The sequence below is a fragment of the Jidongwangia harbinensis genome (genome assembly GCF_020216025.1).
GTDB lineage: Bacteria > Actinomycetota > Actinomycetes > Mycobacteriales > Micromonosporaceae > Actinoplanes > Actinoplanes harbinensis.
Genome location: NZ_JAIWNC010000024.1, coordinates 49,844 through 61,645, shown reverse-complemented (window position 1 = coordinate 61,645; position 11,802 = coordinate 49,844). Strand labels below are relative to the sequence as shown.

At 73.2% G+C, this 11,802-nt stretch carries 9 protein-coding genes; 8 read left to right on the top strand and 1 reads right to left on the bottom strand.

Going from position 1 to position 11,802, the window contains the following annotated elements; translation table 11 throughout:
* The first annotated feature begins 41 nt into the window (after positions 1 to 41).
* From LDL48_RS26930 to LDL48_RS26895, 8 genes are all read left to right on the top strand, one after another.
* A complete protein-coding gene (locus tag LDL48_RS26930) occupies positions 42 to 884 on the top strand; it encodes a phosphatase PAP2 family protein (protein WP_225258020.1) in 843 nt (280 codons plus the stop codon).
* Positions 881 to 1,831, top strand: a complete 951-nt coding sequence (locus LDL48_RS26925; protein ID WP_225258019.1) for a glycosyltransferase — start codon at positions 881 to 883, stop codon at positions 1,829 to 1,831. The genes LDL48_RS26930 and LDL48_RS26925 overlap by 4 nt, the downstream gene beginning before the upstream one ends.
* A gap of 71 nt (positions 1,832 to 1,902) precedes the next feature.
* Positions 1,903 to 3,828: a WD40 repeat domain-containing protein gene (locus tag LDL48_RS26920; RefSeq protein ID WP_225258117.1), complete on the top strand. Its 1,926-nt coding sequence runs from the start codon at positions 1,903 to 1,905 to the stop codon at positions 3,826 to 3,828.
* 97 nt (positions 3,829 to 3,925) lie between these two features.
* Positions 3,926 to 5,572: a hypothetical protein gene (locus LDL48_RS26915; protein ID WP_225258018.1), complete on the top strand. Its 1,647-nt coding sequence runs from the start codon at positions 3,926 to 3,928 to the stop codon at positions 5,570 to 5,572.
* Positions 5,565 to 6,491 (top strand): glycosyltransferase family 2 protein, encoded by a 927-nt coding sequence (locus LDL48_RS26910; RefSeq protein ID WP_225258017.1) that lies wholly within the window; start codon positions 5,565 to 5,567, stop codon positions 6,489 to 6,491. The genes LDL48_RS26915 and LDL48_RS26910 overlap by 8 nt, the downstream gene beginning before the upstream one ends.
* Positions 6,484 to 7,821 (top strand): O-antigen ligase family protein, encoded by a 1,338-nt coding sequence (locus LDL48_RS26905; RefSeq protein ID WP_225258016.1) that lies wholly within the window; start codon positions 6,484 to 6,486, stop codon positions 7,819 to 7,821. The genes LDL48_RS26910 and LDL48_RS26905 overlap by 8 nt, the downstream gene beginning before the upstream one ends.
* Positions 7,818 to 9,323, top strand: a complete 1,506-nt coding sequence (locus LDL48_RS26900; protein ID WP_225258015.1) for a lipopolysaccharide biosynthesis protein — start codon at positions 7,818 to 7,820, stop codon at positions 9,321 to 9,323. Before LDL48_RS26905 ends, LDL48_RS26900 begins: the two co-directional genes overlap by 4 nt.
* Complete coding sequence (locus LDL48_RS26895) at positions 9,317 to 10,207, top strand: sulfotransferase domain-containing protein (protein ID WP_225258116.1); 891 nt, start codon at positions 9,317 to 9,319, stop codon at positions 10,205 to 10,207. Before LDL48_RS26900 ends, LDL48_RS26895 begins: the two co-directional genes overlap by 7 nt.
* 4 nt (positions 10,208 to 10,211) lie before the next feature.
* Here the strand turns inward: LDL48_RS26895 and LDL48_RS26890 are convergent, their stop codons facing one another.
* Positions 10,212 to 11,729, bottom strand: a complete 1,518-nt coding sequence (locus LDL48_RS26890) for a hypothetical protein (RefSeq protein ID WP_443667679.1) — start codon at positions 11,727 to 11,729, stop codon at positions 10,212 to 10,214.
* Positions 11,730 to 11,802: the final 73 nt, after the last annotated feature.

Genomic DNA, 11,802 nt, shown 5'->3' with positions numbered 1-11,802 from the left:
TGTTCGCGCGGTGGGGGACGCCGCAGGATGGGGACAGCTCGGTGGTAACACTGTATTTCATCGCGGCTTTTGTGGTGATCTTCGCGCTGGTGACCGGGCCGCTGCTGGCGTACGGGCCGCTGCGGAGCCTGGCCGGCAGCCGGTTCGCCGCCCGAACCGCCACCGCGATCGACGGGCTGATCACCGCGTTCGGCCGGCCGGGTGCCGCGCTGGTCGTCGTGCTCGCCTGGTCGGCCGCGGTGGTCGCGGTGTTCTGGCCGCTCGGCGAGGTGGCGCACCGCCTCGAGGACGCGATCGACTGGCCGGTGCTGAACTGGGTCACCACCCGCCGCAACCCCGCCTTCGAGGACTTCAACTGGGTCTACACCGCGCTCGGTGACCGGTACCCGTTGAAGTGGGTCACCGCGGCCGGTGCCGCCGTCTTCGCGGTGCTGTGGCGCCGGCGGTTCTGGATTCCACTGGTCGCGATCGGGGCGCAGTTCCCGCTGGAGCAGTACGTGCAGGCGATCGTCACCGGCATGGTGGACCGCGGCCACCCGCCGACCGGCCTGGGGTCGTACCCGTCCGGCGGCATCGCCCGGATCGTCATGGTCTTCGGCACGCTCGCCCTGTTCGCGGCGCTGACCTGGCGGATGAGCCGGCGCGGCCACGTCGCGCTGGGCACGTTCGTGTTCCTGCTGGCCTGCTACGAGGGCTACTCGCGGATCTACGTGCAGAAGCACTGGTTCACCGACGTGATCGCCGGCGTGCTGTTCGGACCGGCGCTGTTCCTCGGCTTCGCCGTCGCCGTCTGCGTGCTGGCCGGCCGCTATCCGGTCACCGGGTCCAGACCGGTGCCGGACGCCGCGCCGCCGGCCGCCGTACCGCTGGAACCGGCGAAATGACCACGCTGCTCGTCGCCTCGACCGGCGGCCACCTCGCCGAACTGCACGACCTGGTGCCCAGGCTCGGCGTGACGGACCGGCGGTGGGTCACCTTCGACAGCCCGCAGAGCCGTTCGCTGCTGGACGGCGAGGACGTGGTGCACGCGCCGCCGGCCACCAGCCGCGACCTGGCCGGCGCGATCCGGGACCTGCTGGTCGCGCGCCGGATGTTCCGCCGGCACCGGTACGAGCGGGTGATCAGCACCGGGGCGAGCATCGCCATGTCCTTCTTCGTGCCGGCCACCGCGGCCGGCATCGAGTGCGCGTACATCGAGAGCGCGACCCGCACCGACGGGCCGTCACTGACCGGGCGGATGGCCGCGCGGCTGCCGCGGACCACGCTGTACACCCAGTACCCGTCCTGGGCGAACGAGACCTGGCGGTTCGGCGGGTCGATCTTCGACGCGTTCACCGCCGCGCCGGTGGAACGGCCGCGACCGGTACGGAAGGTCGTGGTCACGCTCGGCACGCACGAGCGCTACACGTTCCCGCGGCTGCTGAACCGGCTGGTCGACGTGCTGCCCCGCGGTCTGGACGTGCTCTGGCAGGTCGGCGCCACCCGGATCGACCGGATGCCGCCGGACGCCCGGCGGCAGGTCCCGGTCGCGGAGATGCGCCAGGCGATGAGCGAGGCGGACGTGGTGATCTCGCACGCCGGCGTCGGTTCCGCCCTGGCCGCCATGCAGGCCGGTCGCCGCGCGGTGTACGTGCCCCGGCGCCGGCTGCACGGCGAGCACGTCGATGACCACCAGGTCGCCATGGCGCGCGAACTGGAGGGCCGGCAGCTGGTCGTGGCCCGCGAGGCGGACGAGGTCAGCCTCGCCGACCTGGAGGCCGCCGCCGCATGGTCGGTACGCGCAAGTCCGTCGGTGGCGCCGTTCCGCCTGGTGCCCACGATCCCGTCCTAGTCCGAAACGCTCGATGAGGAGTGCCAGTGTTCCGTTCACGTCGACCCGGGCCTCGGCCGCTCACCAGATTTCTGGTGCCGGCCCTGGTGCTGGGTCTGACGGTCGCCACGACCGCCATTCCGGCGCAAGCCGTCTACATACCCTCGCCGGCTCCGGCGAGGCTCGTCTCCGGTAACCCGGTCGACTACACACCGCACGCGCAGAACGGCAGCATCCGGGCCTTCGCGCAGATCGGCAACACCATCTACGCCGGTGGGTCGTTCACCGGCATCAAGGCCGCCGGCGCCGCGGACTGGTCGCCGGCCAGCTATCTGGTCGCGTACGACGCCGGCACCGGCGCGCTGCGGCCGAACTTCACGCCCGAATTCGACAACGCGGTGCAGACGCTGGCGATCAGCCCGGACGGCAAGCTCATCGTGGGCGGCAACTTCGGCACGGTCAACGGCGTCGCCCGCAAGAACCTGGTGGCGCTCGACCCGGCCACCGGCGACACCATCGGCAGCTGGGTGGGCCGGGCCGACGGTGGCGTGGTGCGCCGGGCCGTGGTGCACGGCAACTACCTCTACATCGCGGGCGCGTTCCACTGGGTCAACGGCACCGAGCATTCGCTGCTGGCCCGGCTCAACGCCACCACCGGCGCGATCGACGCGAGCTTCCAGGTGGACGCGAGCGGCGCCCGGCCGATGGACAACTCGTTCGAACTGGTCTGGGCCATCGCGGTCTCGCCGGACGGCGGCACGCTGGTCGCGACCGGCAACTTCACCGTGGTGAACGGCGAGCCGCGCAACCAGGTCGCGGTCATCGACACCACCGGCCTGCCCACGGTCACCAGCTGGCACACCGACCGGTACGAGGCACCCTGCCACAGCGGCTTCCCGTTCTACGCCCGGGACGTGGACTTCTCCGACGACGGCAGCCACTTCGTCATCATCGCGGACGGCGGGCGGGGCGACGGGTACTGCGACGCGATCGTCCGGTACGAGACCGCCCATCGCGGCGAGGCCGTCGCCACCTGGGTGAACTTCACCGGCACCGACTCGGTCACCTCGGTCGAGGTCGCCGACGGCATCGTGTACGTGGCCGGGCACTTCCGCTGGCTCAACAACGCCAACGGCAGCGACCGCCGGGGCAACGGCGGGATCGACCGGTACGGCCTGGGCGCCCTGGACGCGAACAACGGCCTGCCGCTGAACTGGAACCCCGGGCGCTCACCGGGCGGCAACCTGCCGGACGGCGGCACCAACTGGGGCCCGATCGTCTGGGAGCTGTGGAAGGGCAGCAACGGCCTCTACGTGGGGCAGGACTCCGACGGGCTGGGCAACGAGTACCACGGGCGGCAGGCGCTGTTCCCGACCGCGAGCGGCCGTACCGTCGCGGTCCAGGACGCGCCGCAGGGCAGCCCCGGCTTCCTCTACCTGGGCGCCGGCAACGGCCAGGTGACCAAGGTGCCGTACGGCCCGGACGGGCTGGGCACGCCGGCCGTCGTGGCGCAGCCCAACCTGACCTCGGCGCGAAGCGCGTTCGTGGTGGCCAACAAGCTGTACTGGTCGAAGACCGACGTGACGGCGCCGTCCGGCAGCGTCTTCAGCATCTCGATGTTCACCGGCGGCACGATCGGTGCACCGTGGACCGGTAACAGCTTCAACTCCTGGTACAACGCGGCGGCGATGAACGGCGCGTTCTACCTGAACGGCCGGATGTACTACGTCACCTCCACCGGCAACGCGCTGCAGTACCGCTACCTCACACCGGACGGCTACCTGCTCGGATGCTCCCCGTTCACGCTGCCCACCGAGGGCATCGACTGGCGCACCGTGCGCGGGATGACGCTGGTGAACGGCAATCTGGTGTACGGCTCCATCGACGGCACGTTGCGGAGCGTTCCGTTCGACCCGGCCGCCGACGTCGCGGTGGACGCCACCGCGGCGACCGTCGTGGCGGCGGGCACGCCGGCCACGACCTGGAGCAACCCGACCCTGTTCTACGCCACCTCCTAGGCCGGACGCCCGCCGGGCGCCGGGTCGCAACGCTGCGGCCCGGCGACCGGCGGAACGGCCGGTCCGCCGCACCAACTCCGTCGGGGAGATGTCAACCATGGATGTCACTGATGCCGTCGCCGCGAGCCGGCAGCGCGTCGTGGGCTTCGCGGACGTCATAAGGATCCCGCTGCGCCGATGGCGCATCGTGCTCGCCACCACCGCCGCCGTCGCACTTGCCGTCCTGGGTTATCTGTTCTTCTTCCCGGCGACCTACCAGGCCACCACCGTGGTGGTGCTGCGCCCGGTGGTGACCGACCCGTTCACCTACCCGTCCAGCGGCGCGGACCGGGTCATCAACATGACCGCGGAGAACGGGGTGGCGATGGGCAACGACGTCATCGACACCACGGCCCGGATCCTGAACCGGGACCCCGACGAGGTCCGCGGCGCGCTCACCGTCGAGGTACCGACCGGCGGTCAGGTGCTGCGCTTCCAGTACGGCGACGACGCCCAGGACCAGGCGGTGACCGGCGCCAACGCGGCCGCGCAGACCTACCTGCGGGTCCGCGAGGCCATCTACCAGCAGCAACGGTCCTCCCTGCTGCTCTCCTACGACAGCACCATCCGGCAGGTCAACGACCAGCGCAAGGCCGCGCAGAAGGAACTGCCCAGCCTGGATTCCTCCACCGACACGGTGCCGCCGCGCACCCAGGCCATGCTGGACCAGGTCGGTGCGCTCAACGACCAGGTGGCCCAGCTCGCCAACCAGCGGGCGAAGATCGCCTCGGCCGATCTGAGCCCGGGGTCGATCACCGCGGCGGCCCGCGCGCCGCTGCCGTCCAGCCACGACGCGGGTCTGCTGTACGTGGTCGGCGGCGTGCTCGGCGGTGCACTGCTGGGCATGGTCGCCGCGCACGCGCGGGAGGCGCTGGACCGCCGGATCCGTTCCCTCGACCAGGCGGCCGACCTGATCGGCGTGCCGGCCCTGGGCGTGGTGCGGTCGGCCGGCCGGCGCAGCGAGGCGGCCGCGGCGGCCGACGCCCGGTACGTGTCGCTGGCCATTCTCAAGTGGATCGACCGGCACCCGGACCGCCCGCTGGTGCTGCTGTCCGGGCGCGATGACGAGGGCCGCAGCACGGTGAGCGGCAACCTCGCCGCGGCGCTGGCCGAGGCCGGCCAGCGGGTCTGGCTCGCCGCCCCGCCGGAGTCCCACGACGCACTGCGAAAGATCCTGGACGCCGCGCAGAAGCGCACGCCGCCGCGGTCCCGCCCGGGCGGCGTCACCGGCGGCGAGACGCCGGCCGAACCGCGACTGAACGGCTCGCCCGCGGGTGACCGGATCGGCTCCGGGCCGCGGCCGGCGCTGACCGTGCCGCGGGTGAGCGGCCCGGCCGGGCGGACCGCGCTGGCCGGCGCGGAGACGCGGACCGACGACCCCGAGGCGACGCTGGTGATCGAGGCGCCCCGGACGCCGGTCGTCGTACCGCCGGCCGGCAACCGGCCGGCGGGCGTGCCGGTCGGCGCCGGGGAGGTGACGGTGTGCCCGCTCGACGACCACCCCACCGAAGGCGTGGTGGTGGTGGACGCCCCGCCGTCGGACACCGACGAACGCGGCGTCCGCGCCGCCCAGTCCGGCGTGGCGGTGCTGGTGGTGGCGCGGGACCGGACCCGCAACCGGGAACTGACCCGGCTCGTCGACCGGCTGCGCTCGGCCGGTGCCCAGACCGTTGGTTTCGTCCTGACCGGAGGTCGCGGTGCCTGACACCGACGTCACCACGTACCCGTCCGTCACCGTCGTCGTCGCCACCCGGGACCGGCCCGGCCTGCTGGAGCGGGCCGTCGGCAGCATCCTCGGCCAGGACTATCCGGGCGCGATCGAGTGCATCGTCGTCTACGACCACACCGACGTGCGCGAGTTCGCCGTGCCGGCCGGCCGGAACCGGGCGGTGAAGTTCATCCAGAACGGGCACCGGCAGGGCCTGCCCGGCGGCCGCAACAGCGGGGTCGACGCCGCGACCGGCGAGCTGCTGGCGTTCTGCGACGACGACGACCTGTGGCTGCCCACCAAGCTCAGCCGCCAGGTGGCGCTGCTGGCCGACCTCGCGGTTGGCGCGGTCAGCTGCGGGCTCCGGCTCAAGGGACCCGGCATCGACACGGTACGGGTGCTGGACCGGGACCGGGTCACGTTCGACGAGCTGCTCGCCGACCGGGTGATGGAGGTGCACTCCAGCACCATGCTGGTCCGGCGTTCGACGTGGGCGGCGGCCGGCCCGGTGGACGAGGACATCCCGGGCGGCTACAGCGAGGACTACGAGTGGCTGCTCCGGGTCGCCGGGCACACCGCGATCGGGATCTGCCGGGAACCGCTCGTGGTGGTGAACTGGCACGGCGGATCGTTCTACTTCGGCCGGTGGGCGACCATCGTCGAGGCGCAGCGGTACCTCATCGACAAGCACCCCGAGCTGGCTCGCAGCCGCAGCGGGATGGCCCGGATCCGCGGCCAGATCGCGTTCGCGCTGGCCTCCGGTCACCGCCGGACCGAGGCGGTACGCGAACTGGCGGCGGTGGTCCGGCTCAATCCGCGGGAGAAGCGGGTGCTGGTCACCGTACCCGTGATCCTGGGTGTGATCTCCGGGGAGCGGGTGCTGCGCATGGCGCAGAAGCGGGGAAGGGGTGTCTAGGACGCTCCTGGCGAAGGGCCGGGCCCTGGTCCCGGTGCGCGCGGTCGCCACCGTCGAGGACGGGGTCCGGGACCCGAACGCCTGGATGGTCCGCACCGCCGGTCTGCCGCTGTGGCCGCCGGCGCTGATGTTCGGCCTGATGCCGCTCTGGTGGGCGCTGGGCGTCTGGTACTTCGTCTGGCCGGTTTTCGGCGTCGTGCTGTTCCTGCTGCTCGCCACGCGCGGGCACATCCGGCTGCCGACCGGCACCACGCTGTGGCTGATCTTCCTGAGCCTCACCGCGCTCAGCGCCACCCGGCTCCACGAGGTCACCTCGCTGATCGTGTTCGGCCTGCGGTACGGCCACCTGATCACCGCGTTCCTGGTCGGCCTGTACGTCTACAACCTGGCCCGCGACGGCACGTCCTGGACGCGGATCGCCCGCCCGCTGTGCGTGTACTGGTTCGCCATGGTGGCGCTCGGCTGGCTCGGCGTGCTGGCGCCCACGTTCAGCATGGCCAGCCCGTTCGAGATGATCCTGCCGTCCGGGGTGGCCAGCGAACGGTTCATCACCGACGTGGCGCGGCTGGACTCGACCGAGTTCAACCCGCTCAGCAGCAACCCGATCTACCGGCCGGCGGCGCCGTACCCGTACACCAACAACTGGGGCACCGCGTACTGCTTCCTGGTGCCGTTCGTGCTGGCGTACCTCTCCTCGGTGAAACGCGGCGCGTGGCGGATCGGCCTGCTGGTGTCGCTGCCGCTGTCCCTGGTGCCGGCGTTCCTCACGCTGAACCGCGGCATGTTCATCGGCCTTGGCGCCGGCGTGCTCTACCTGCTGGGCCGGGAGGTCGTCCGGGGCCGGGTACGGCTGCTGCTGCCGGTCGGCGCGATCCTGGTGCTGGCCTGGATCGTCACGCTGTTCATCCCGGTGGCCGACATGATCGCCAACCGCACCTCGACGACCGACACCAACACCGACCGCTTCGACCTGTACGCGCAGACGTGGGCGGCGGTGGTGGAGTCCCCGCTGCTCGGCTTCGGGCAGCCGAACTCGGTGGACACCACCACGGCCGCCGAGCCGCTCGGCACCCAGGGCCTGATCTGGCAACTCCTGTACAGCCACGGGATTCCCGCCACGGTCTGCGTGTACCTGCTGCTGGCGGTGCTCGCGCGGCGGCTGGCCGCGGCGGTGACCCCGCGCGGGCTGTGGCTCAGCGCGCTGCCGGTGATCGCCGTGGTGGTGACCCCGTTCTACTCCTACATCGACCCCAACCTGGCGGTGCTCTGCTTCGGGATGGCGCTCGGGCTGGCGGCGTTGGACGGACCGGTCAACCGGGGCGCCTCGTGAGTGCCGGAGCGGCCACCACGCCGGCCCCGGACGAGGTGCGGCGCAGCACCCGCAGCGGCGCCGTCGGGCTGGCCGGCGCGGCGGTCAACGGCGCCTTCGGGTTCGTGCTCACCACGGTCATCGTGCGGACCTACGGAGCGGACGGCTCCGGCGCGCTGTTCACCGTCATCGGCCTGGTCACCATCGTGGGCGCGATCTGCTGCCTGGGCGCGGACACCGGGCTGATGTGGGCGATTCCGCGCCGCCCGCGGGACACCGCCGGCCGCCTGCTGCCGGTCGCGCTGCTGCCCACGCTCGGGCTGGCGCTGGCCGTGGGCGCCGCCGGGGTCGCCGCGGCCGGGCCGGTCGGCCGGGCGCTGCTCGACTCCGCCGACGCCACCGCGCTGATCCGGGTCGCGTTCGTCGGCGTACCGGTGATCGTGGCGGCCACCGTGCTGCTCGCCGCGGTGCGCGCCACCCGCAACGTCACCGCGTACGTCGGGGTGCAGTTCCTGTTCGTGCCGATCGCCCGTCCGCTGCTGGTGGCCGGCGCGGTGGCGGCCGGCGGCGGGGTGCTGCTCGGCTTCGCCGGCTGGCTGGTGCCGGTCGGCGTCGCCGCGGTGCTCGGCCTGCTGCTCGTCGCCCGGCCACTCGGCGTGGCCCGCCCGGCGCCGGCCGACTGGCGCCCGTTCTGGTCCTTCGCGCTGCCCCGGGCGGCGTCGGTGGCGATCGACGCCAGCAGCATGTGGGTCGGCGTGCTGCTCGCCGGAGCGCTGGCCGGCCAGGCCGAGGCGGGCGTGTTCGCCGCGGTCGGCCGGTACGCGCTCGCCGGCCTGCTCGTCATGCAGGGCCTACGGGTGGCGATCGCGCCGCAGCTGTCCCGGCTGCTCGGCACGGACCGCCGGCCGGACGCCGCCGCGGTGTACCGGCGCACCACCCTGTGGATCGTGCTGCTGTCCTGGCCGGCGTACCTCCTGTTGGCCCTGTTCGCGCCCGCGTTCCTGGCGCTGTTCGGGCCGGAGTTCGCGGCCGGCGCCGGGCCGATGGCGGTGCTGGCCGCCGCGATGCTGGTCAACGTCGGCGTCGGCCTGGTGCAGACGGTGCTGCTGATGAGCGGGAACAGCCGCGGGCACCTGCTCGCCACGGTCGCCGGGTTGACCCTGAACGTGGCCGGCTGCCTGGTCCTGATCCCGCGGCACGGCGCGCTCGGCGCCGCGGTGGCCTGGTCGCTCGGCATCGTCTGCGAGAACGTCCTGGCCGCGATCCTGGCCCGGCGTGCGCTCGGCGCGCCCCTCTTCTCCCGCCCGCTGGTGCTGGCCGCCGGCGCGTTGGTCGCGGCGACGCTGGCCGCCGGCACGCTGGGCGTGCTGACCGGCGGCCGGGGCCTGCCCGGCCTGGCCGTGACGCTCGGCGTGCTGCTGGGCGGGTGCGCCGCCGCCCTGGCGAGCCGGCGGGTCCGGTCCGCCCTGTCGAAGGTCCGGAGCCAGCTCCGGCCGCACCCCCAACCGGAGAGGTCATCGTGACGGTCAAGGACAGGATCAAGCGGGCGGCGCCCCGCCAGGCCCGCGAGCAGCTGCGGGAACTGCTGGTCAAGTACGGCGAGCGCACCGCCGATCAGCGTCCGCTGCCGGACTTCCTGGTGATCGGCACGAAGCGCGGCGGCACCACGTCGCTGTGGCGGTACCTGCTGCAGCACCCGCTCGTGCCGCCGCTGTTCCCGGCGTGGAACACCAAGACGTCGCACTACTTCGAGGAGAACTTCGGCCGAGGCGAGGCCTGGTACCGCTCGCACTTCCCGACCCGCCGGCAGCGGGCCGCGCTGGAACGCCGGCACGGCGGCCCGTCGAAGGTGGGCGAGGCCGCGCCGCTGTACATGTTCCACCCGCTGGCCGCCGCCCGGGTGGCCGCGCTGATGCCGCAGGCGCGGATGGTGGTGCTGCTGCGGGACCCGGTGGAGCGGGCCTACTCGCACTGGAAGGAACGCCGGACCGAGGGCAAGGAGCCGCTCGACTTCGCCGCCGCGCTGGCCGCCGAACCGGACCGGACCGCGGGGGAGCGGGAGCGGCTGCTCGCCGACCCGACGTACGTCAGCGAGGCGTACGACTGGTACACCTACCGGGAGCGGGGCCGCTACCTCGACCACCTGGAACCTTGGCTGGACCGGTTCGACCGCTCGCAGCTGCTGTTCCTGGCGAGCGAGACGTTCTACCGCGACCCGGCGGCGTCGTACGCGAAGATCCTCGACTTCATCGGGTTGCCGCCGTACCAGCTGCCCGCGTACGACGTGTTCAACGACCGGCCCAGCCGGGGGATGGACGACGCGGTCCGGGCCGAGCTGCGGTCGTACTACCGGCCGCACAACGAGGCGCTGGCGGACCGGCTCGGGATGACGTTCGCCTGGTCCTGACCGGTCAGCCGGCCAGGCGCTGCGCCAGCACGTGCAGCAGCGCGGGGTGCAGCTTGGGGTTCCAGCCGGCGCCTCCGGCGGAGAGTTCGTAGGTGCGCAACCACAGCTCCACCAGGTAGGCGTCCGCGACCAGGCGCTGCCGGCGTGGCCCCAGCCCGAGCGCCGCGCCATGACTGTGCAGCGCCTCGTCGACCGCCGCGGCGCAGGCCGCGGCGGGCCGCCCGTGGGTGGACAGCGCGGTCTGGAACGCCTGGTGCGCCAGATCGAATCCGACGGGTACGTCCGGCGCGCGGTTCTCCCAGTCCCACACGAGCAGACCGCCGCGGTGACGGGCCATGTTCCACGGGACCCAGTCGCCGTGCCAGTCGCCGAATTCGAGTTCCAGATCGCCGTCCCGGGCCACGAGCGCCTCGATGGCGGCTCCGATCGTGACCGTGCCGGTCGGCTGCTGCGTGCCCGTGGTGTGCGGCGTGCCTGTGGTGTGCGGCGTGCCTGTGGTGTGCGGCGTGCCTGTGGTGTGCGGCGTGCCTGTGGTGTGCGGCGTGCCTGTGGTGTGCGGCGTGCCTGTGGTGTGCGGCGTGCCTGTGGTGTGCGGGGCGCCGGTCGGCTGTGGCGCGTCCGTCGTCTGCGGGCGGCCGGTTGTCTGCGGCGTGTCCGTCGGTTGTGCGGTGCCGGTCGGTTGTGCGGTGCCGGTCGGTTGTGCGGTGCTGGTGGGTTGTGGCGCGCCGGTGGCGCGGCGGCGCCAGGTGTCCAGAAAGGACGACTCGCCGAACGGCCGGGGCGGGGCCGGTGGCCCGCCCCGGCGGGCCACCGCGAGCATGGCCTCGATCCGGGGTGTGCCGGGCCGGCGGATCCGGCGTACCGACCGGGGCATCGGCTCGATCACCGCGACCTCCCGGTCCTGCCACCGTGTGTGCAACGCCAGGCGCGGCGTCGCGGGCAGGTCGCCGCTCGGCTCGGGCAGGTCGGTCAGCGTGGCGGCCTCGGCGCGGACCATGGCACGGGTGCCGTCGTTCCAGCCGATCTTGGCGTATCCGCGCGGCCGCCCGTGGTCGTCGAAGAGCTGCAGGGTGGGCTTGTGGTGCGGATCCGGCGGGCGGATGCCGATCGCCGCGTGCAGGCGGTCCACGCCGAGCAGCTCGGCCAGATGGTCCCAGAGCAACGGTCCGCCGTGCACGGACAGCACCGGCGCGCGGGTCAGGCCGAGCGCGCCGGCGCGGGCGAGCAGGCCGATCGCGGCGCGCGAGGCGCGCACCTTCGGTGGGCGGAGCGCGTTGTACGCCAGCAGGGACGCCGCGGTCACCGTGCGGGAGGCCAGGGGGAGCAGGAACCGGGCGTGGCCGAGGGACGGAATCACCGCGTACCGCACCGGGGTGTGGTCTGTGCCGTCGCCCACCGTCAGTCGCAGGGAGCGGTCCGGGAAGACGGCCCGGGTGACCCACCCGATGCCGTCGTGCCGGGCCCGCGGGTCGCCGTCGGGAAACGTCGGGGAGCCGGCCCCGGACGGGCCGTCGGACGGGATGCGTGGGCGGGGGATCGCGGCGGCGGAAACCGAGGTGGGTTCATGCGGCACGCGTTCGACAGTAAGGGATTCC

Excerpts from the sequence above, each read along its gene's own strand:
- LDL48_RS26925 (WP_225258019.1), top strand. The coding sequence starts at position 881 with ATGACCACGCTGCTCGTCGCCTCGACCGGCGGCCACCTCGCCGAACTG.
- LDL48_RS26915 (WP_225258018.1), top strand. The coding sequence starts at position 3,926 with ATGGATGTCACTGATGCCGTCGCCGCGAGCCGGCAGCGCGTCGTGGGC.